This is a genomic window from Lentzea xinjiangensis (assembly GCF_900110955.1).
Lineage (GTDB): Bacteria > Actinomycetota > Actinomycetes > Mycobacteriales > Pseudonocardiaceae > Lentzea > Lentzea xinjiangensis.
Map to the genome: position 1 here is coordinate 501,915 of NZ_FOFR01000002.1, position 20,452 is coordinate 522,366.

22 protein-coding genes are annotated in these 20,452 nt (G+C 71.4%); 10 read left to right on the top strand and 12 right to left on the bottom strand.

All coding sequences use genetic code 11. The annotated features are described in order from the left end of the window. Positions 1-5: 5 nt before the first annotated feature. The 3 genes from BMW88_RS07805 to BMW88_RS07815 are packed head-to-tail and all read right to left on the bottom strand — an operon-like array spanning position 6 to position 2,952. Positions 6-857: a penicillin-binding transpeptidase domain-containing protein gene (locus BMW88_RS07805; RefSeq protein WP_089949906.1), complete on the bottom strand. Its 852-nt coding sequence runs from the start codon at positions 855-857 to the stop codon at positions 6-8. A gap of 35 nt (positions 858-892) precedes the next feature. Further along, positions 893-1,303 carry a hypothetical protein gene (locus tag BMW88_RS07810; RefSeq protein WP_089949907.1) on the bottom strand — a complete coding sequence of 137 codons (411 nt, stop codon included), beginning with the start codon at positions 1,301-1,303 and terminating at the stop codon, positions 893-895. Beyond that, positions 1,300-2,952 (bottom strand): ABC-F family ATP-binding cassette domain-containing protein, encoded by a 1,653-nt coding sequence (locus BMW88_RS07815; RefSeq protein ID WP_089949908.1) that lies wholly within the window; start codon positions 2,950-2,952, stop codon positions 1,300-1,302. Before BMW88_RS07815 ends, BMW88_RS07810 begins: the two co-directional genes overlap by 4 nt. Before the next feature lie 90 nt (positions 2,953-3,042). Here BMW88_RS07815 and BMW88_RS07820 point away from each other — a divergent pair, with 90 nt between their 5' ends. Continuing rightward, positions 3,043-3,663 (top strand): superoxide dismutase, encoded by a 621-nt coding sequence (locus tag BMW88_RS07820; protein ID WP_089949909.1) that lies wholly within the window; start codon positions 3,043-3,045, stop codon positions 3,661-3,663. 124 nt (positions 3,664-3,787) lie between these two features. Here BMW88_RS07820 and BMW88_RS07825 read toward each other — a convergent pair whose 3' ends face one another. Together BMW88_RS07825 and BMW88_RS07830 are read right to left on the bottom strand one after the other, a co-directional pair. Further along, a complete protein-coding gene (locus BMW88_RS07825; RefSeq protein ID WP_089949910.1) occupies positions 3,788-4,552 on the bottom strand; it encodes an ABC transporter permease in 765 nt (254 codons plus the stop codon). A gap of 48 nt (positions 4,553-4,600) precedes the next feature. Next, a complete protein-coding gene (locus BMW88_RS07830) occupies positions 4,601-4,867 on the bottom strand; it encodes a DUF2530 domain-containing protein (protein ID WP_177220989.1) in 267 nt (88 codons plus the stop codon). A 16-nt stretch (positions 4,868-4,883) separates the two neighbouring features. Between BMW88_RS07830 and BMW88_RS07835 the strand changes: the two genes are divergently transcribed. The 3 genes from BMW88_RS07835 to BMW88_RS07845 are packed head-to-tail and all read left to right on the top strand — an operon-like array spanning position 4,884 to position 8,104. After that, positions 4,884-6,317 (top strand): NCS2 family permease, encoded by a 1,434-nt coding sequence (locus tag BMW88_RS07835; protein ID WP_089949911.1) that lies wholly within the window; start codon positions 4,884-4,886, stop codon positions 6,315-6,317. Positions 6,318-6,357: 40 nt separating this feature from the next. Beyond that, on the top strand, positions 6,358-6,783 hold the full coding sequence (locus BMW88_RS07840; protein WP_089949912.1) for a MarR family winged helix-turn-helix transcriptional regulator: 426 nt from the start codon (positions 6,358-6,360) through the stop codon (positions 6,781-6,783). Between the two features lie 58 nt (positions 6,784-6,841). Continuing rightward, positions 6,842-8,104: an MFS transporter gene (locus tag BMW88_RS07845; protein ID WP_089949913.1), complete on the top strand. Its 1,263-nt coding sequence runs from the start codon at positions 6,842-6,844 to the stop codon at positions 8,102-8,104. Positions 8,105-8,355: 251 nt separating this feature from the next. Here BMW88_RS07845 and BMW88_RS07850 read toward each other — a convergent pair whose 3' ends face one another. Beyond that, positions 8,356-11,130 (bottom strand): sacsin N-terminal ATP-binding-like domain-containing protein, encoded by a 2,775-nt coding sequence (locus BMW88_RS07850; protein WP_089949914.1) that lies wholly within the window; start codon positions 11,128-11,130, stop codon positions 8,356-8,358. Next, positions 11,127-11,855 carry a DUF3027 domain-containing protein gene (locus BMW88_RS07855; protein ID WP_245777625.1) on the bottom strand — a complete coding sequence of 243 codons (729 nt, stop codon included), beginning with the start codon at positions 11,853-11,855 and terminating at the stop codon, positions 11,127-11,129. The genes BMW88_RS07850 and BMW88_RS07855 overlap by 4 nt, the downstream gene beginning before the upstream one ends. A 58-nt stretch (positions 11,856-11,913) precedes the next feature. Here BMW88_RS07855 and BMW88_RS07860 point away from each other — a divergent pair, with 58 nt between their 5' ends. From BMW88_RS07860 to BMW88_RS07870, 3 genes are read left to right on the top strand one after another with little or no spacing between them, the layout of a single operon-like run. Continuing rightward, on the top strand, positions 11,914-12,666 hold the full coding sequence (locus BMW88_RS07860; RefSeq protein ID WP_089949915.1) for a glutaminyl-peptide cyclotransferase: 753 nt from the start codon (positions 11,914-11,916) through the stop codon (positions 12,664-12,666). A 4-nt stretch (positions 12,667-12,670) separates the two neighbouring features. Next, a complete protein-coding gene (locus tag BMW88_RS07865; protein WP_245777626.1) occupies positions 12,671-14,173 on the top strand; it encodes an MFS transporter in 1,503 nt (500 codons plus the stop codon). A gap of 9 nt (positions 14,174-14,182) precedes the next feature. Further along, positions 14,183-14,641: a DUF2771 family protein gene (locus tag BMW88_RS07870; RefSeq protein WP_089949917.1), complete on the top strand. Its 459-nt coding sequence runs from the start codon at positions 14,183-14,185 to the stop codon at positions 14,639-14,641. Here BMW88_RS07870 and BMW88_RS07875 read toward each other — a convergent pair whose 3' ends face one another. Then, complete coding sequence (locus BMW88_RS07875) at positions 14,642-15,226, bottom strand: HD domain-containing protein (RefSeq protein ID WP_089949918.1); 585 nt, start codon at positions 15,224-15,226, stop codon at positions 14,642-14,644. Between the two features lie 13 nt (positions 15,227-15,239). Next, positions 15,240-15,629, bottom strand: coding sequence for a cold-shock protein (locus BMW88_RS07880; RefSeq protein ID WP_089950258.1), 390 nt, complete (start codon positions 15,627-15,629; stop codon positions 15,240-15,242). Between the two features lie 127 nt (positions 15,630-15,756). On the opposite strand from BMW88_RS07880, the gene BMW88_RS07885 reads away from it, so the two are divergent. Then, complete coding sequence (locus BMW88_RS07885; protein WP_089949919.1) at positions 15,757-15,960, top strand: hypothetical protein; 204 nt, start codon at positions 15,757-15,759, stop codon at positions 15,958-15,960. Here the strand turns inward: BMW88_RS07885 and BMW88_RS07890 are convergent. Beyond that, the gene (locus BMW88_RS07890; protein WP_089949920.1) at positions 15,932-16,549 is read right to left on the bottom strand and encodes an HAD family hydrolase; all 618 of its coding nucleotides are present in this window, start codon (positions 16,547-16,549) and stop codon (positions 15,932-15,934) included. The genes BMW88_RS07885 and BMW88_RS07890 overlap by 29 nt on opposite strands. Before the next feature lie 52 nt (positions 16,550-16,601). Here BMW88_RS07890 and BMW88_RS07895 point away from each other — a divergent pair, with 52 nt between their 5' ends. Further along, positions 16,602-17,144 carry a TetR/AcrR family transcriptional regulator gene (locus BMW88_RS07895; protein ID WP_177220990.1) on the top strand — a complete coding sequence of 181 codons (543 nt, stop codon included), beginning with the start codon at positions 16,602-16,604 and terminating at the stop codon, positions 17,142-17,144. 331 nt (positions 17,145-17,475) lie between these two features. Here the strand turns inward: BMW88_RS07895 and BMW88_RS07900 are convergent, their stop codons facing one another. Then, positions 17,476-18,429 (bottom strand): Gfo/Idh/MocA family protein, encoded by a 954-nt coding sequence (locus BMW88_RS07900; RefSeq protein WP_089949922.1) that lies wholly within the window; start codon positions 18,427-18,429, stop codon positions 17,476-17,478. A 22-nt stretch (positions 18,430-18,451) separates the two neighbouring features. Here BMW88_RS07900 and BMW88_RS07905 point away from each other — a divergent pair, with 22 nt between their 5' ends. Further along, positions 18,452-18,826: a YccF domain-containing protein gene (locus tag BMW88_RS07905; RefSeq protein ID WP_089949923.1), complete on the top strand. Its 375-nt coding sequence runs from the start codon at positions 18,452-18,454 to the stop codon at positions 18,824-18,826. Positions 18,827-18,830: 4 nt separating this feature from the next. Here BMW88_RS07905 and BMW88_RS07910 read toward each other — a convergent pair whose 3' ends face one another. After that, complete coding sequence (locus BMW88_RS07910; RefSeq protein WP_089949924.1) at positions 18,831-20,441, bottom strand: AMP-binding protein; 1,611 nt, start codon at positions 20,439-20,441, stop codon at positions 18,831-18,833. Between the last annotated feature and the right edge of the window lie 11 nt (positions 20,442-20,452).

The following is a 20,452-nucleotide window of genomic DNA, read 5'->3' on the forward strand; positions in this document are numbered from 1 at the left end:
GCGGCTCACTCCCGCGTCGAGGCGAGGAACTCCTGGCACACCACCCTGGCCAGGTCGGCGTCGACGGCCGCGCCGGCCTGGCCCACGAACACCGTGACCGCGACCTCCGGCGTGTAGCCGGCCGTCCACGGGTGCGCGCCCGGCACGCAGGCGATCCCGCCGCAACCGGGCTTCTCCGCGAGCTGCCCGGTGACCCGGTCCGCCGCCTGCCGGTCGAACGCGGGCTGGGCGACCTCCACCACCTGGTACAGCGACGAACCGTCCGCACCGGTGACCGAGGTGACGAAGTGCGGGCGGTGCCGCACGCCCCCGGCGGCGAAGGCCGCGTACGCCGCCGTCACCTCCAGCGGGCTCATCCGCCCCCGCACCAGGTTCGGCGCACCCGCGTCGGCGAACGGGCGGACGATCTCCGGGGTCAGGTCCTCCTGCCCGTCACCGCCGGGGCCGGCGACCCGGCCGCGGCCCAGGTACACCCGCACGCCGCCGGAGTCCGGGTCGACCGCGGTCACCGCCGCGCCCGGATCACCCTGCCGCGCCGCGACGAGCCGCCCGACGACGGCGGCGGCCACCGTCTGCGCCTTCGCGTCGATCGTCGTCCTCACCACCCCGCCGGCGGCGCGGAGCCGGTCGAGCGGCAGGCCGTGCTCCTCGAGCTCCGCGACCACCCGGTGCACGAGGGCCGAGCTCGGGCCGCCCTCACCGGTGCTCCACATCGGGGAGCCGTCCGCGTACTGAAGGACGACCTGCCGCGGCGGTGCCGGCGCGGGCCGCGGAGGTTCGGGCCTCAGCAGCACCACCGCACCGACGAGCGCCACGACCAAGACCAACGCGCCGAAGTTCGGCAGAAACCGCCTCAAGACTCCCCCAGAGCGAACTCCCCCTGGGATCGACCCTAGCGGCGGCGTCCAGACTTGAGCGGGGCCACGTCCGCGCCGTCGTGGGAGATCCGGCACTCGTCCGGCGTGACGGCCTCGACCGCCAGCGTCAGCTCGCCCTTCACGCCCGTGTAGATCGACTCGCCGCGCGAGGCGAGCGAGGCGTGCACGCGGTTCGAGTCGGTGAAGTCGCGCTCGTCCTTCACGCGCTTCTTGCCGGTCTCCTCGGGCCGGGTGGCGCTGCGGAGGTTCACCTCCAGCCACGCCGCCACCTCCGCCGGTGACGTCAGCACCTCTTCAGGCGTGCGTTCGAGCCGGACCTGCCGAGGAGAGGCGTGATCGAGCGAAGTGTGTTCCACGTAGGCGTGCCAGTGGGTGTTGCGCATTGACCAGGTCTGTTCGACCGGCCAGTCCTCCTCGGTGGTCATGGCACATATCTTCCACCCTTTACGCGAGGAAACGTGAGGAGGTCACCGACGTTGATCTCGTGGTCCACCCGCACGGCCGAAGCGAGCCTCCGATCGTGCGTGACCAGCAACAACGTTCCTCCGTAATTCTCCAACGCCTGTTCCAGCTGTTCGATCGCGGGCAAATCCAAATGGTTCGTGGGTTCGTCGAGGACCAAACAAGTCGTGCCCCGCGCCTGCAACAGCGCCAGTCCCGCGCGAGTGCGTTCACCCGGTGAGAGCTCGCGCGCCGGGCGCAGGACGGCGTCCGCGCCGAGCCGGAACTTCGCGAGCAGCGTGCGCACCTCGACGTCGGGCAGCCCGGTCGCGTCCGCCACGATCCGCAACGCCGGCGCGTCGCTCGCGAACTCGGTCCTGAGCTGGTCGACCTCACCGACCACGACGCCGGGCCCGATCGAGCGGTCGCCCGCGGCCAGCGGGATCCGGCCGAGCAGCGCGCCGAGCAACGTCGACTTGCCGGAGCCGTTCGGCCCGGTGACGCGCCACCGCTCGCCCGCGCCGATCGCGAGGTCGACGGGGCCGAGCGTCACGTCGCCGCGGCTCACCACGGCCTGGCGCAGGGTGAACGCGACGGCGCTGCCGCGCCCTGCCGACGGCAGGGTGAGCCTCAGCCGCCACGCCTCGCGCGGTTCCTCGACCTCTTCGAGCCGGTCCAGCCGGCGGTCAACGACGGACGCCTTCGCCGTCAGGTTCTCGGCGGCCTGCGCACGTCCCGCGCGAACGTTCTTGTCCGGCTCCTCGCTGCGCGCCTTGGCGCTGTTGGCCCTCCGCACGCCCTGCCGCGACCACTCCCTGACCTGCCGGCCGCGCTGCACCAGCGAGTCGCGCTTGGCCGCGTACGCCTCGTACTCCTCCCGCGCACGGCGACCGGCGTTCGCCTTCTCCTCGACGTAGGCGTCCCAGCCGCCGCGGTAGACGGTGAGCCGGTGCGAGAACTCGTCGAGCTCGGCGATCGCGGTCGTCGTGCGCGCGAGGAACTCCCGGTCGTGGCTCACCAGCACGATCGCGCCCGGCCACCCGAGGACGTGGGACTCCAGCAGGTCGAGCCCGGCGGCGTCGAGGTCGTTCGTCGGCTCGTCGAGCAGCAGCACGTCCGCGCGCGTCAGCAGCACCGCCGCGAGCCTGAGCCGCGCCTGCTGGCCACCCGACAGCGCGCCGGGCTCGCGGCCGTCGAGCAGGTCGGCGCGCAGGCCGAGGCGCTCGCAGACGGCGTCCGCGCGTTCGTCGAAGTCACCGGCGCCGATCGCGGTCCAGTGGTCGAGCGCGTCCGGGTAGTCCTCCCCACCGCCCTCGCCCAGCGCCTCCGCCGCGCGTTGCAACCACCGCTCGGCGTCGGCCACGCCGGTGCGCCGGGCGAGGTGGTCGCGCAGGGACTCGCCCCGGCGGGGCTGCGTCTCCTGCGTCAGGTGCGCGACCGTCCCGGTGGCCGAGACGGAGCCGGTCTCCGGCCGCAGCTCCCCGGCGAGCAAGCGGAGCAACGTGGACTTGCCGACGCCGTTGGGCGCACTCAGGCCGACGCGGTCACCAGGCGAAACATCGAAATCAACCTCCGAGATCACGGTCCTGGGACCGAACGACAGCGAAAGGTTCCTGGCTGTCAGCACGGACACGCTTCGACGCTACGTCCCCGGGCAACTGGTTTACTCGACTCTGTTGCAAGTAAGTTGCAAATACCAATAGAGTGCAATTGGAGAAGCGTCATGGCCCAGTACGTGCTGCCGGATCTCGACTACGACTACGGCGACCTCGAGCCGGCGATCATCGGCGAGATCAACGAGCTGCACCACGGCAAGCACCACGCGGCCTACGTGAAGGGCGCGAACGACACGCTGGAACAGATCGAGGAGGCACGGGACAAGGAGGCCTTCGGCTCGATCGTCGGCCTGGAGACCACGCTGGCGTTCCACCTGGCGGGTCACGCGCTGCACCAGGTGTGGTGGAAGAACCTGTCCCCCGACGGCGGCGACAAGCCGGTCGGTGAGCTCGCGGCGGCCATCGACGAGCACTTCGGCTCGTTCGACAAGTTCCGCGGCCAGCTCAACGCGGCCGCGTCGTCGATCCAGGGCTCGGGCTGGGGCGTCCTCGCCTGGGAGCCGATCGGCCAGAAGCTGGTCACGCTGCAGCTCAAGGACCACCACTCGAACCTGTCGATCGCGACCACGCCGCTGCTCGCGTTCGACATCTGGGAGCACGCGTACTACCTGCAGTACCGCAACCTGAAGGCGGACTACATCTCGGCGCTGTGGAACGTCGTCAACTGGGAGGACGTGTCGGCCCGCTTCGAGGCCGCTCGCGCGGGCCACAACGGCCTGCGGCTCTGACTTCGGCCGGTGGGTGCTCCGACAGGCCTCCACCGCCGGACACGACGAGGCCCCCGCTCTGCCCGGAGCGGGGGCCTCGTCCGTTCCCGAACTGACTGCCGCTCCCACCACGAAGCGACGAGACTTAGGTTAGCCTAACTTCTTCTTCCTGGGAAGCCCTCCTGATCACACCCCTCGCGACCAGCTCGACGACGGTGGTGACGGCGGCGGCCTCGACGGCCAGCAACCCGAGGAGGACGACGATCTGCAGCGCTCCCGCCTGCCAGACGGGAGCCCCGCCCAGCAGCATGCCGACGAAAGCACCCGGAAGGGTGACCAGGCCGACGGTCCTGGTCTGGTCGAGCGGCGGCAGCAGCGCCTCGGCGGCGGGCTGGCGGACCAGGAACCTCGCCGCGGCGGGTTCGACGAAGCCCAGGGCGAGCGCCGCCTCGTACTCGCCGTGGCGTTCGTCGAGGGTGTCGAGGGCCCGGCGCGCCGACAGCGTGGTGGCGGTCATCGCGCCGCCGATCAGGATGCCGCCCACCGGGATCAGGGCGATGCCCTCGATCGGGAGCAGGCCGGTGGTGACCAGCAGGCCGAGCGCCGGCACGGTGCCGACCAGGATGGGCGCCGCGACCCAGGCGCCCCGCCGGCCGGTCCCGGTGCGCTTGGCGGAGGTCGCGACGGCGACGGTCGCCATCACGACGAGGAACACGCCGGTCAGGCTGAGGTGGGTCAGGACGAACGTGATCACCGCGGAGACGGCCGCGAGCTGCAGCACCGCCCTGGCGGCCGCCTTGACGAACGGCCTCGGGCTCGTCAGGCCGGTGGACCACGCGATGGCGCCGGCGGCCGCGGTGAAGATGACGCAGACGACCAGCAGCCGGACCCAGTCAGTGGCGATGATCATGCGTCGATCTCACCTGATCGCGCGGCGCGGTGCTCGACGAGCGGCGGGCTACACCTCGTCGAGGCCTTGCTGGGCGGTGCGTGATCCTCGCCTCGCGGCCCGGCGTTGCCAGTAGAACACTCCGTATCCGATGATCCCGAGCAGACCGCCGGACAGGGTCGTCCAGAGCAGGGTGCCGTTCGAGCGGTCGACGACGAGCACCACCAGGAAACCGAGGAACCACAGCGCGGTGCCCCCCAGCACCACCGGCACGGGATCTGCGAGCCCGTGCGGCAACGGCGGCGGGTGCGGGGCGGTGGAGTCGCGTTCGGACACATCGTTAGGAGACCAGATGCTGGACGGGTTCTTCAAGATCTCCGAGCGCGGGTCGACCGTGTCTCGGGAAGTGCGCGGCGGTGTCGTCACGTTCTTCACGATGGCCTACATCGTCGTGCTGAACCCGCTGATCATCGGCAGCTTCGCGCCGACGGGACCCGGCGCGCACCCGGACGTGCTCGGCAACATCCTGCCCGTCGGCCAGGTCGCGGCCGTGACGGCGCTCGTCGCGGGGGTCATGACGATCCTCTTCGGACTGATCGCCAACTACCCGTTCGCGCTCGCCACCGGACTCGGCATCAACTCGTTCGTCGCGGTGAGCGTCGCGGCCAAGGTCTCCTGGCCGGAGGCGATGGGTCTCGTCCTGGTCAACGGCCTCGTCGTGCTCCTGCTCGTGGTCACGGGTGTGCGGACCGCGGTGTTCAACGCCGTGCCGAACGAGCTCAAGGCCGCCATCGCGGTCGGCATCGGCCTGTTCATCACGTTCATCGGCCTGGTCGACGCCGGGTTCGTGCGCCGAGTGCCGGACGCCGCCGGCACCACGGTGCCGGTCGGGCTCGGCATCAACGGGTCGATCGCGAGCTGGCCGACGCTGGTCTTCGTGGTCGGGCTCGTGGTGACGGGCGTGCTGTTCGCCCGGCGGGTCAAGGGCGCGATCCTGATCGGCATCGTCTCGACGGCGATCTTCGCCATCGTCCTCGAAGCCATCGTCAAGGCCGGGCCGTCCGCCGGTGTCAACGCCAAGGGCTGGAACCTGGGCTACCCGGCCCTGCCCGACCAGGTCTTCGGCGTGCCGGACCTGTCGCTGCTCGGCGACGTGTCCTTCGGCGCCTGGACGCGACTCCCGGCGCTGGCCGCTGCGCTGATCGTCTTCACGCTGGTGCTCACCGACTTCTTCGACACCGTCGGCACGATGACCGGTCTCGGCAAGGAGGCCGGCCTGATCGACCAGGACGGCCAGCTTCCGAACGTCAGCAAGGCCCTGTTCGTCGACGGCCTCGGCGCGGTGGCCGGCGGTGCCGCGTCCAGCTCGTCGAACACCGTCTACATCGAGTCGGCGTCCGGCATCGCCGAGGGCGCGCGGACGGGTCTCGCCAACGTCGTGACGGGCCTGCTGTTCCTGCTGGCGATGTTCTTCACGCCGCTGTACGAGGTCGTGCCGATCGAGGCGGCCGCACCCGCGCTGGTGATCGTCGGCGCGCTGATGATGATGCAGATCCGCGAGATCGACTTCAGCGACTTCACCATCGCCCTGCCCGCGTTCCTCACGATCGTGGTCATGCCGTTCACCTACTCGATCGCGAACGGCATCGGCGCGGGCTTCGTGAGCTACGTGTTGCTCAAGGCCCTGACGGGCAGGGCCCGCGGCGTCCACCCGCTGATGTGGGTCGTGGCGGCCGCGTTCGTCGTGTACTTCGCGCTGGGTCCCATCCAGGCCCTGGTCGCCTGACCTTTCGGCGTGAAACTATTTCGTGAGTTACGCTAACTAGGTGGCGACCGATCAGCACGGACTGGCGAGCAGGCTGCGGCTCGCCGTCGTCCGTCTCAACCGTCGCCTGCGGGCACAGCGCACCAACTCGTCGGTGTCGCTCACGCAGGTGTCCGCGCTGTCCACACTGCACAAGTGCGGACCACTCACGCCGGGCGAGCTGGCGGCCAAGGAAGGCGTGCAGCCACCGTCGATGACGCGCGTGATCGCCGCCCTGGAGGAGTTCGGCTTCGCGACGCGCAGGCCGCACCCCACCGACGGCCGTCAAGCCATCGTCGAGCTGACCGGCGAAGGCTCGTCCTACCTGCGGGACGAGATCACCGCCCGCGAGGCGTGGCTGGACAAGAGGCTCGCGGAGCTGTCCCCCGGCGACCGGGAGCTGCTCTCGCGCGCCGCGGAGATCATCGACAGGATGGCGGGGCAGTAAGGACGTGTCGGGCTACGCGGGTGGTGGAGCGGACAGTTCGCCACCTCGTCGTACCGGCATGTTCCGGTCGTTGCGCATCCACAACTACCGCCTCTACGCCTCGGGCCAGATCATCTCGCTGGTCGGCGTCTGGATGCAGCGCGTGGCCCAGGACTGGCTGGTCCTGGAGCTCTCCCACGGCTCTCCGATGGCGCTGGGCATCGCCGCGTCCCTGCAGTTCCTGCCCGTGCTGCTGCTCTCGATGTGGGGCGGCGTCCTCGCCGACCGCATGGACAAGCGCAAGCTGCTGCTGTGGCTCGAGTCCGCCCTGGGCCTGTGCGCCCTCGCGCTGGGCCTGCTGGACGTCACCGGCGTGGTCGAGCTCTGGCACGTCTACCTGCTCTGCCTGCTGCTCGGCGCCTTCTCCGCCGTGGAGACCCCGGTGCGCCAGTCGTTCGTGGTCGAGATGGTCGGCCGCGACTCCCTGACCAACGCCGTGGCCATCAACTCGATGATGTTCAACCTGGCCCGCGTCGTCGGCCCGGCCATCGCCGGCGTCACGATCGTGGCCATCGGCACGGGCTGGGTCTTCCTGGTCAACGCCTTCAGCTTCGTGGGCGTGGTCGGCGGCATCTGGCTGATGCGCACGTCCCAGCTCATGCGCTCCGACCCGGTTCCCCGCGAGAAGGGCCAGCTCCTCTCCGGCCTGCGCTACGTCCGCGGCCGCCCCGACCTGATGACCGTGATGCTGCTGGTCTTCTTCATCGCCACGTTCGGCATGAACTTCTACATGACCCTCGCGATCATGGCCCGCAACGTCTTCCAGGGCGACGCCGACGCCTACGGCCTCCTGTCGACCCTGATCGCCGTCGGCACGCTCGCCGGCGCGGCCTGGGCGGCCAAGCGCACGAAACCGCGGCTGAGCGTGTTCATCGCCTCCGGCGTCGTCTTCGGCCTGCTGGAGATCGTGTCGGGGCTGATGCCGACGATGCTGCTGACCGGCCTGATGATGATCCCGGTGGGCATCGCGATGATGACCTTCACCACGACCGCGAACACGACCGTCCAGCTCGCCGTGGAACCCGAGATGCGCGGCCGCGTGTTGGGCATCTACATGCTGGTCTTCCTCGGCGGGAACCCGGTGGGCGGCCCGCTGATGGGCTGGCTCGGGGAGATCAACGGCCGGGCGCCGATCATCATCGGCGGCATCGTGTCGGTGCTGGTGACGGTGACCGCGTGGATCGTGCTCCTCCGCCGGGGGGACGTCGCGAAGCCGCGCCTGCGCAGGACGCGGCGCAGGGGTGCCGGGGAGCCGGCCGAGTCGGTGGACGCGGCCGCCTGAGCGCTCCACGGCTTGAGCGCTCCACGGCTCGGCCACTCGACGGCCCGACCGCTCGACGGCGGACCACACCGCAGCCCGACTACGCCACAACCCGACCGCTCCAAAGCCCGACCGCTCCATAGGCCCGAGCCCACCAGAGCCTGACCACACCGCAGGCCCGACCACTCGACGGCCGGACCACACCGCAGCCCGACCACGCCACAGCCCGACCACACCACAGCGGCCACGACCACCCGGCGCGGCTCGGCCCGTCAGCCCAGCAGGGTCGCCGCCGTCGGGTCGGTGATCAGGGCGGCGAACGTGTGCCGGTCCTCCCACCGCCCGGCCACCCAGGCCAGCGCCCGCGCGAGCCCCTCGGGCGTGTCCGCGGCGTGCGGCACCCCGTCCGCCATCCACCACTCGACCCGCCGGCCGTCGACGAGCAACGAGTCGTGCACGACGACGACCCCGTCGGGCAGCGCGACCTCGAGCAGCTCGCAGGCCATCCGGACGGCGGCCAGGTCCTGCCACCGCACGACCTCGCCGACGTGGTCCGGCGACCCCTCGAACTCCTCCGAGGCGAGCGCCAGGTCCAGCAGGTCGGCCAGCTCCTCGGAGCCGTCCGCGAGCAGCACCCTGGACGCGGGCACGACGCCGAGCAGCCACGGGTGGTCCAGCACCACGACGTCGTCCGCGGGGACGACCTCACCGCTCAGCACCCGGACCCGCTCGGGCGGCGCGAAGTCGCCCTCCGGCAGAGCCGCGTGGGCGCGCAGCACCACGGCGTCGGCGATGACCCGCTCCGGGTCCCCGAGCCGCTCCAGCACGAACTCGGCGTCGTCGTCGTCGGAGATCTCCAGCCGGGACCGGACCCCGGCGGCCCGCAGCACGTGCTCGGGCAGCTCCAGGTCCGGCACGGCGTCGAAGAGCCCGTCCAGCAGCGAAGCGTCTGCCAGCCGGTACTCGCGCGGCGCCTTGCCCGCCAGCGACGCGTACCGGGCGATCCACCAGCCCGTGTACCCGTCGGGCTCGGTGACGGCGCGCCAGGTCACCGGGTCGGCCGCGAGCAACCGCAGGGCGGCCGGCCAGTCCACCACCAGGTCCAGGTCGCGGACGGCCACCACCCGGCGGGGCTCGTCCGGCGCGGACGACCACCAGGCCTGCTCGTCCGGCAGGTCGTGGTCGGGACCGGCCGGCTCGTCGTCGACCACCAGCGAGAAGCCGTCCACCACGCCGACGGCCACCAGCGCTGATCGCGGGTAGGCCTCGGCGACCTCCTTGGACAGCACCGGGAACGCGTCGGCTTCGACGACGCCCACGAGCGGCGAGTCCGGCAGGAGCAGCTCGTCCGCGCGGTGCCACTCGCCGGAGGCGTCCGGCAGGGCCAGCGCACCGAGCCACGGCTCCTCGCCCGCCCGCACCCCGGCGCGGTCCACCAGCCGCAGCACGGTCTCGACCAGGTCGTCGCCGTCGAGCCCGGCCTCGGCGTCCTCCAGCGACCGCGCCACGTTCTCGCGCAGGGAGGGATCGGCCAGCAGCTCGGCGGCGCCGGCCTCGACCGCGCCGAGGCGCACCAGCAGCGGGTGCACGGCGTCCGGGTGCACGACCCGCAGGCCGGGCAGCGGCTCGTCCGCGATCAACGTCGTGCGCGGGCCGGTGACGGTCCGCCCGTCGGCCAGCGGCACCGGCAACGACTGGAGGGCCTCGCGGACGTCCGGGTCCACCTCGGCCAACGGCTCGAAGGCGGCGTAGACGTCACGCCACCACCCCGGGTCGCCGGAGACCTCGGCCAGCGCGGCGACCACCTCGGCGGTGGAGACCCGCGGCACCTCCAGCGCCGCCAGGGCCTTGGCGTGCGCCGGCGCGGACAGCTCGGCGTCGAGCAGCCCCGGCAGCGCGTCCTCGACCAGCTCGACGAGCTCCTCGGACCCGACGTCCAGCACGCGGGCGCGGGCCGGCGCGATCCACTCGCCGGACGCCAGCGGCAGCCACGAGGCGGTGCGCAGGGACCGCAGCACCGCCGTCCGCAACCGATCGTCCACTTCGGACAGCGGGAAGCCCGGCAACGGCACCAGCGCGGTCCGCTCCACGGCGGGAACCCGCGCGACCAGGGCCGGGTACACCGCGGCGGCGGCGTCGAGCACCGTCCAGGCGGCGGCGCCCGGCAGGATCCGGCGGCGGGACGGCTCGACCGGCACCGTGGCGATCAGCCGCGCGGGCAACGACAGGCGCTCGTCGGTCGGGGTCGGCGCGTGCAGCACGTCGTCCCCCAGCGGCCCGTCCAGCGGGTACGCCCACGAGACAGTCCACTGCGGACGGTGCTCGACGCCCTGCACCAGCTCGGCGGGGAGCTCGCCGACGGCGCGCTCGACGAGCCAGCGCGCCGAGCCGACGGTGACCACGCCGTCCGCGGTGACGAAGCGCTCCCACGACTGGGAACCGATCTCGATTCGCCGCAGCCCCGGCAGGGCCAGCAGCAGGTCGGGCACCTCGGCGGCCAGGTCGTCGAGCGAGAGGTCGACCTTCAGCGGCAGCCGGACCTCGGTCGCGAACCCCTCCGGCACCGGTTCGGAGCACGGCCACACCAGGCGCAGCACCGGCACGTCGCCGCCGCGCTCGGACGCGAGCTCCGGCACCTCGGCGCGCGTGCGCGCGGCGGAGAACTCCACGCCACCGGACTCGGAGACCACCCGCGGCGCGTCGGTCACGGCCAGCACGGCGGCGAAGCCCACGCCGAACTGCCCGACCCCGGACTCCTTTGACGAGGCCCGCAGCGACGCCAGCGCGGCGACGCCGGCGGCCGTCAGCGGAGCGCCCGTGTTCGCGGCCCGCAGCTCGCCGTCGACCAGGGTGATCCGCAACACGCCGGGCTCGGAGCCAGCGGCGTCGGACGCGTTCTGGGCGAGCTCGACGAGCAGGCGGTCCCGGTAGCCACCGAGCCGGAGGTCCTCCTCGGCGTTCGCGTCCTCGCGGAAGCGGGTGGGCGAACCACGCCACGCGGCGAGGACCGAGGTGCGCAGGGCCTCGGTCCCGAACGGGTCGGTCACTCGGAGACGTCCAGCTGGGCGTCGTCGTAGACGAGGTCGGCGACCGGCACCATCGGGCTGATGTCGACCTCGACCTGCGAGTGCGCGCCGCAGCCGTACTCGACGTGCACGACGTGGCCGTCCGCGGGAGCGATCTCGTTCGCGCACACGCCGAACGCGGCGCCGAACGCGCCGGCGACGCGGGTGTAGAAGCCGCAGGTGCCGCAGTGCGCGGGGGCGCTGCGGGCCATGTCGGACTTCGGGCCGAACTCGGAGGCCGCCCAGCGCTCCGCGGCGTCGAGGCGGCCCTCGCGGGACAGGACGCGGGTCCGGCCGAGGCCGATCTCCAGCGCCACCTCCTCGACGGCGGGGTCGTCGGAGTGCACGTAGGCCTCGACCAGGCGCGGGTCGTCCTCGCGGGGCGGCATCAGGTCGCCGACGCCGAGGTCGCCGGCGCGGACCCGTTCGCTCCACGGCACCCACTCGGGCGCGACGAGCGCGTCCTCGCCGGGCAGCAGCACGACCTCGCTGACGGACACCGGGAAGCCCTCGCCGGCCTGGGCGACGGTCACCGCCCAGTTCCAGCCGCGGTAGCCGGCGTGCTCGGCCTCGAACAGGTGCGTCACGGAGTGCTCGTCCTCGCCGTGCACTCCGACGTGAGCGCCGACGCGGTCCACACCCGCCTCCTCCTGCGCGGCTGCGCGGGCGAGATCAACGGCGTCGAGGAGCATCTCAGTCGCGGTCACGTGATGAATTGTGCCGCAGGTCTTCGCCGGGACGAAAACTCGTGCCACCCTCCGTTGGGTGCGCTCACCCGTCTGGCTGGTTCTCGTCGCGGTCCTGGCCGCGTGTTCGACCCAGCAGGAAACAAAACCGCAGGTGGAAGTCCTGCAGAAGATCCCGCACGACACGTCGGCGTTCACCCAGGGGTTGGAACTCGTCGACGGCGTCCTCTACGAGGGCACCGGTCTGGAGGGCCAGTCGACGATGCGCGCGCTCGACCCGTCGAGCGGCGACGTCCGCCGGAAGGTCGACCTCCCGCCGGACCTCTTCGGCGAGGGCATCACGGTCGTCGGCGACACCATCTGGCAGATCACGTGGCGCAACGGCGTCGCCATCGAGCGCGACCGCGCGACGCTGGCCGAGGTCCGGCGCGTGAGCTACCAGGGCGAGGGCTGGGGCATCTGCGACGACGGCCGGCGCCTGGTCATGAGCGACGGCACCGCGGAGCTGACCTTCCGCGACCCGAAGACGTTCGCCGAGACCGGGAGCGTGCGGGTCACCCGCGACGGCAAGCCGCTCGAGCAGCTCAACGAGCTGGAGTGCGTCGGCGGCGAGGTCTGGTCGAACGTGTGGAAGTCCGACGAGATCGTCCGCATCGACCCGGCCACCGGCCAGGTGCGGGGCACCTACGACCTGTCCTCGCTCAAGCCCTCCGGTGACGTCGACGTCCTCAACGGCATCGCGCACGTCCCCGGAACGGACGAGTTCCTGGTCACAGGCAAGAACTGGCCGACCATCTTCCGGGTGCGGTTCTCCGGGATGGGGCAGGATTGACGGTGTGACGGGCGACCGCGGGTGGAGCGACGAACAGCCTCCGAAGCGATACCCGTGGCAGGACGACGAGTACCGGCCGCGGGAGCGCCGCGGGGCGTCGTCCGGGCACGGTTTCGAGCCCCCTCCCCGCCGTCCGCAGGACACCCGGCCGCTGCCGGACCCCGGCCAGCACACCACCCCGACGCCCAAGCCGCCGAAGAAGCTCACCGTCACCCGCGTCGCGTGGTTCCGCGGCAAGCAGCTCTCGCAGCAGGCGGTGGCGGCGTTCCGGCGCGCGGCCCACGCCGACGGCGCCAAGAAGTCCGGCATGTCGTCGGTCACGTACGCGGTGATGATGAACTACGCCGCCGACGCGGCGATGGCCGTGGCGCTGGCCAACACCCTCTTCTTCTCGGCGGCGTCCGCGGAGTCCAAGACCAAGGTCGCGCTCTACCTGCTGATCACGGTCGCGCCGTTCGCGTTGATCGCGCCGGTCATCGGCCCGCTGCTCGACCGGATCCAGCGGGGCCGGCGGCTCGCGCTGGCCGCCTCCTGCGTGCTGCGGATCGGGCTGTCGGTCGTGATGGCGCTGAACTTCGACAACTGGCTGCTGTACCCGGCCGCGCTCGGCAGCATGGTGCTCAGCAAGTCGTTCACCGTGCTCAAGTCCGCGATCACCCCGCGCGTGCTGCCGCCGGAGATCACGCTGTCGAAGACCAACGCCCGCATGACCGTCTTCGGCCTCGCGGCGGGCGCGGTCTTCGGCGCGGTCGCCGCGGGTTGCGCGAACGTCTTCGGCTCGCCCGGCGCGCTGTGGTTCACCGCGGTGCTGTCGCTGGTGAACGCGTGGTTCTGCATGAGGATCCCGTCGTGGGTCGAGGTGACCGAGGGCGAGGTCCCGGCGACGCTGCGGCCGAGGCCGGCGAAGCAGCGCATGTCGCGTCACATCGTGGTGGCGTTGTGGGGCAACGGCTCCATCCGCGTGCTGACCGGGTTCCTGACGCTCTTCGCGGCCTTCGTGGTGCGCGAGCAGACCGAGGGCGACGCGGTCCGGCAGCTCCTGCTGCTCGGCGTGATCGCCGGTGCCGCGGGCGTCGGCAGCTTCCTCGGCAACGCGATCGGCGCGCGTCAGCACTTCGGCAAGCCTGACGAGGTGGTCCTCGCCTGCGTCGGCACGGCGCTGGCCGCCACGATCGTCGCCGCCGCGCTGCCGGGCCTGGTGACCGCGGCGGTCGTCGGCCTGCTGGGCGCCACGGCGTCCTCACTCGCCAAGATCAGCCTGGACGCGGTGATCCAGGACGACCTGCCCGACGCCTCGCGCGCGTCGGCGTTCGGCCGCTCCGAGACGGTGCTGCAGCTCGCCTGGGTCTTCGGCGGCGCGCTGGGCGTGCTGCTGCCGCCGACGTTCCGGATCGGCTTCCTGGTGGTGTCGGTCCTGCTCGCGCTGGGTCTGGCCCAGACCTGGCTGTACCGCAACGGGACGTCGTTGCACAGGCTCGTCCGCAGGCCCGCTCCGGCCACCCCGTAGGCTGCTGACGTGCGTCGACTTGCTCTCGTCCTGGCCGCCAGCGTTCTCGTGCTGACCGGGTGCGGCGCCCTGCCGCGGCACGACCCGGAGGTCACGTTCTACGCGAACGGCAAGACCATCCGCATCGAGCCGACGATCTACTGCGACCTCGAGGGCTCCAACTGCGCGGAGAAGAACCCGCCGGGCACGCTCAGGGTGCCGCCGGGCGAGGTCGTGCAGATCTCCGTGGACGGGCAGCTCGCCGACGGCCTCTGGGAGGTCGTGTGCGTGTACGAGAACGCCGCCCGCGTCCAGGAGGGCTGCACCTCGCCGTTGCTCGGCAAGGGTGAGAACTACACCTACACGCTGGCCGTGCCGGACGACTCCGACCAGTTGCTGCGCATCGAGGTGCACGAGGCGGCCGGCGCGGTGCTGGAGACCGGTCAGCCGCTGATGCGCGGCTCGTGGGTCGTCGACGTCACCCGCTGATCAGCGCTCGCCGAACGCCTCCCACCACTGGCTGGGCGCGATCCGCAGAGCGCTGTCGAGCAGCGCCCTGCCGGTGTCGGTGACCACCGCGTCCCGGTTGGTCTGGATGAAGCGCTCCATCTTCGTGACGCCGGCGGCCTGGTACTCCCTGGCCTGCAACAGCAGTTCCAGCTTGTCCGCGTCACGTGAGCAGCGCGCCTCCGGCGTGTGGTCGCCGTCCTTGGCCGCCTCGTGCTCGGCGATCAGCTGCTCGACGTGGGCGGCGAGCGGTGCGGGCAGGTGGCGGACCTGGTCGGCGGCCACCTGCTGCGGCGGTACCTTGAGGCCGACGTAGAGCTTGCCGACGTACGGGAGGTCGCCGGTCCGCGCCTCCGGCACGTCGTGGAACAGGCCCAGCGTCGCCGCCCGGTCCGGGTTCGCGCCCTCCTGCACGGCGATCGCGTGCGCCAGCACGCCCACCCGGAACGAGTGGGCGGCCACCGACTCGGGGTGCGGCACCCCGGCGAAGAGCCACCCGGCCCGCGGCAGGCGCTTGAGCTGGCCGACCTCGTAGACGAACTCGACGATCCGGTCCGCGTCAGACATGCCGCCGATCCTGTTACGGATCGAGGTCCCGCGCCACCGCCCGGACGACCTCGGCGATCAGCTTCATGTTCTTCTTGTCGGACGGGTACCGGCCGCGGCGCAGGTCGGGCTGGACCTTGTTCTCCAGCAGCTTGATCATGTCCTCGATCAGGCCGTGCAGCTCCTCCGCGGGACGGCGGCGCGCCTCGACGACGGACGGCTGCGGGTCTACCAGGCGCACCGACAGCGCCTGCGGGCCGCGGCGGCCCTCCGCCATGCCGAACTCGATGCGCTGACCGGCCTTCAACCCGGTGACACCGGGGGGCAGTGCGGATTTGCGGACGTAGACGTCCTCGCCACCGTCCTGGGTGACGAACCCGAAGCCCTTCTCCGTGTCGTACCACTTGACCTTGCCGGTCGGCACCGCGCTCACCATTCCCAAGCTCGTAGCACAACGAACGCGCCCGGGGGCGTACCCAGGACGCGTCCCACCAGAGTAGCCAGAAGACCAGGCGGAGGGCACCTCCGTTAGCGCGACTAGCATCCCGGTCATGACCGCTCCGAAGCTGTTGCCGCTGGCCGTGGGCCTGTTCGCCGCAGGCGTGCTGGCGATCATCGCGGTCTTCGTGCTCTTCGCCACGGGCCACGGCGACCTGCCGCTGTGGCTCAACGTCGCCGCCACCTACCTGCCGGCGGTGGGCCTGGCGCTTGGGATCATCGCGGTGGTCAGGAGAGCACGCCGGAGGAGGTCCTGAGCCAGTCCGGGAACTCGCGCAGGTCCTCCAGCACGACCGCGGCGCCCGCCCCGGTCAGCTCCGCGCGCGAGCACGGCCCGGTGACCACGCCGACGCCGAGGGCTCCGGCGGCCTCGGCACCTCGCATGTCACCGACGTGGTCGCCCACGTAGATCGCGGCACCGTGCAGCTTGAGCGACTCGGCCTTGCCCGTCGCCCACAGCTCGCCGTAGAGGTGGTCGACCTCCCAGCCGAGAGCTTCCAGGTGCAGCGCCGCGTTCTTGCGGTACTTGCCGGTGACGACCATGGTCGACCCGCCCAGCGAGCGCACGCACTGCAGCGCCGCGGCGGCGCCTGGCAGCGCGACCGTCGCCGGGATCACGACGCCGGGGTACAGGGCGCGGAAGAGCGAGACCAGGTCCGGGATCTCGTCCTCCGGCACGCCCATCTCGCGGTAGACCATGTCGAGCGGCGGGCCGAGGTTCGCCGCGAAGTGCTCGCCGTCGAGGGCGTGCCCGGTGCGGGCGCCCACCTCGTTCAGCACCGCCGCCATGCCCGGTCGCGGGTCGATGAGGGTCATGTCCAGGTCGAAACCCACGGTGAACGGCACGGAACCCGACTCTACGTCTTTACAAAGGCTGTAATTGTGTAAAGCTGGCAGCGTGAGCGACGTCACCGAACTCTTACTCGACGCGGCCGCGGACCTCCTCGCCGCCCACGGGTTCCACGGGTTGCGCATGATCGAGGTCGCCGGCCGCGCCGGGGTGAGCAGGCAGACCGTCTACAACGAGTTCGGCAACAAGGAGAAGCTCGTCCAGGCCGTCGCCGCGTGGCGGACCGAGGAGTACCTCACCGGGATCACGACCCGGCTCCGGCAGGACCCGGACCCCTGGGAGGCGATGCGGGCGGCGTTCCGCTTCACCTTCGAGCAGACCGAGAAGGACCGGCTGGTCTCCGCCGTGCTGACCGGGCAGGACGCCGAGGACCTGTTGCCGTTCCTCACGATCCGCGGCCATCCCGTGCTGTTCCAGGCGACCGAGGTCGTCGAGCGGCACCTCAGCGAGCACTTCCCCGGCAGGCACGTGCGGCTGACGGCGGAGACGACCGTGCGGCTCGCGCTGAGCCACCTGCTGATGCCGAGCGGCGACCTCGACAGCGCGATGGACGCCGTCGTCCGGGTCGCCAGAGCCACGATGGAGGCGTGACGTGGAGCAGCGGCCGGGATTCCACCCGTTGCGCCTGTGCACCAAGGGCAACGCCCGGTTCTGGAACCCGGCGGACATCGGCTTCAGCCAGGACGTGGTGGACTGAAGTGCCGGCTCGACGCGGTGGGGCTCAGGGAAGACCTGCACCCCTGCGTCGACGGCAACCCCGGCTACCGCACGATCTTCTGCTGGGATCTGCCGGAAGTCGTTGCGGCTGCCGGAGAACACCACTCGGCGGCGAACCAGGTCCGCGCCTCCGTGACGTACGACCAGTGGCCGGTGGCGCGGACGTGCCCGAGCCTGTGCACGGCCACCGCCGCGGCCGGACCGCCTACCCGGCGGCTCCGTAGTCGACACCGAGCTGGCTCAGCACCTCCTGCACGGTGGCCATGATCTCCAGCGTCGCCTGCCACGGCATGTCGGAGTGCTCGACGCCGCCCTGGCCGACCCAGATCTCGACCTCGTGGATCTGGTGCCGGTAGCCCATGTCCTCGGTCGTGTGCTCGACGCCGTTGATGAGGACCCTGGTCGGGTTGTACATCGGGTCGGGGATCTCGATGGAGCCCTCGGTGCCGACGATCTCCGCCGCGCAGCCGGTGTTCGCGACGAGCGAGCTGCTCAGCAGGGCGTGCGCGCCGTTGGCGTAACCGAGCAGGATCCCGGCGTCGGTGTCCACTTCGGACGGAGCGAGGCCGCCGTGCGCGGCGATGTGCGTCGGCGGGCCGAGGAGCTGGTGGGCCAGCGCGATCGGGTAGACGCCGAGGTCGAGGACCGAGCCGCCACCGGACTCCCTCGCCCACAGGCGGTCGCCCGCGTCGAAGGGGTGGCGGAAGCCGAAGTGCGCGCGGATCGTCCGCACCTCGCCGATCTCACCGGCGCGGACGGCCTCGTGGACCTTGCGGACCAGCGGGTTGAACCGCGTCCACATGGCCTCCATCAGGAAGCGCTTCCGCGCGCGGGCCCGCTCGACCATCTCCTCGGCCTGGGCGACCGAGAGGCCGATGGGCTTCTCGCACAGCACGTGCTTGCCGGCGTCGAGCGCCGCGAGGGTGACCTCGTGGTGCTGGGCGTGCGGCGTGGCGACGTAGACGATCTCGACGTCCTCGTCGCGCAGCAGCTCGCGGTAGTCGCCGTACGCGCGCTTGATGCCGAACCGGTCGGCAAACGCTTGCGCCCTCGTGACGTCACGCGAGGACACCGCGAGCACCTCGACGTCCGGGACCTTCAGCATGTCGGCGGTGACGGTCTGCGCGATTCCGCCTGTTGCGATCACACCCCACTTCATGGCTTGAGCTTAGATTGAAGGCATGCGACTCCTCCTGAACGTGATCTGGCTGGTGCTCGCCGGGTTCTGGATGGCCGTCGGCTACGCCGTGGCCGGCCTCATCTGCTGCATCCTGATCATCACGATCCCGTGGGGGATCGCGTCGTTCCGCATCGCGAACTACGCGCTCTGGCCCTTCGGCCGCGAGGTCGTGGACAAGCCGGGCGCGGGCACCGGGTCCCTGCTGGGCAACGTCATCTGGATCGTCGTCGCCGGGTTCTGGCTCGCGATCGGCCACGTCGTCACGGGCATCGCGCTGTGCGTGACGATCATCGGCATCCCGCTCGGTGTCGCCAACTTCAAGCTGGTCAAGGTCTCGCTGGTGCCGCTGGGCAAGGAGATCGTCGAGGTCCCGTGACGGCTCAGGCGTGGCGGACGCCGTCGTCGAGGCCCAGCAGCTCCACGGCCCTGGCCCGCATCTCCACCTTGCGGATCTTGCCCGTCACCGTCATCGGGAACTCCTCCACCACGTGCACGTAGCGGGGGATCTTGTAGTGGGCGAGCCTGCCCGCGCAGAACTCGCGGACGGCCTGCGAGGTCAGCGGCGCGGCGCCCTCGCGCATCCGGACCCAGGCCATCAGCTCCTCGCCGTACTTCGCGTCCGGCACGCCGATCACCTGGGCGTCGAGCACGTCCGGGTGCGTGTAGAGGAACTCCTCGATCTCTCGCGGGTAGACGTTCTCACCGCCGCGGATGACCATGTCCTTGATTCGGCCGGTGATGTTGACGTACCCGGCGTCGTCCATCACGGCGAGGTCGCCGGTGTGCATCCAGCCCGCCCGGTCGACCGCCTCCGCCGTCTTCTCCGGTTCGTCCCAGTAGCCGAGCATCACCGAGTAGCCGCGCGTGCACAGCTCCCCCGGCACCCCGCGCGGCACGGTGCGGCCCGTCTCCGGGTCGACCACCTTGACCTCCAGGTGGGGTCCGACCCTCCCGACCGTCCCCACGCGACGGTCGAGCGAGTCGTCGACGCGCGTCTGCGTGGACACCGGCGAGGTCTCCGTCATGCCGTAGCAGATGGAGACCTCGGTCATGCCCATGCGCTCGACGACCTGCTTCATCACCTCGACCGGGCACGGCGAGCCCGCCATGATGCCGGTGCGCAACGACGACAGGTCGTAGTCGTCGGCCAGGTCGAGCATGGCGATGAACATCGTCGGCACGCCGTAGAGCGACGTGCACTTCTCTTCCTGCACCGCCGCAAGGGTTTTCGCCGGGTCGAACGCCGGCGCGGGGATGACGACGCACGCGCCGTGGCTGGTGGCGGCGAGGTTGCCCATCACCATGCCGAAGCAGTGGTAGAACGGCGGCACCACGCAGATGCGGTCGTGCTCGGTGTAGTTGATCAGCTCGCCGACGAAGTAGCCGTTGTTGAGGATGTTGTGGTGCGACAGCGTCGCGCCCTTGGGGAAGCCCGTGGTGCCGGACGTGTACTGGATGTTGATCGGGTCGTCGCGGTCCAGCTCGACGTCGGGGATCTCGGCGGCGGCCCACCGCGGGTCGTCGACGAAGACCACGTGCCGCAGCGAGGGGCACCGCGGGCGGACCTCGTCGATCATCGCCGCGTAGTCCGAGGTCTTGAACGACCGCGCGGAGACCAGCGTGTGGATGCCCGCCTGGTTCAGCACGTACTCGAGCTCGTGCACCCGGTACGCCGGGTTGACGTTGACCAGGATCGCGCCGACGCGGGCCGTCGCGTACTGCACGAAGACCCACTCGGCGCAGTTCGGCGCCCAGATCCCGACGCGGTCGCCCTTGCGCACGCCGAGCGCCACCAGCCCGGCGGCGGCCCGGTCCACCTCGTCGCTGAGCTCCGCGTAGGTCCACCGCCGGCCTGTGGCCTTGTCGACAAGTGCCTCGCGGTCGCCGAAGCGCGCCACGGTCGCGGCGAAGTTCGCGTGGATCGTGTCACCCAGCAGCGGGGCGGCGGACGTGCCCGAGGAGTAGCTGGCCGAGGGATGCCTGGCGGTCATCTGCCCGACCG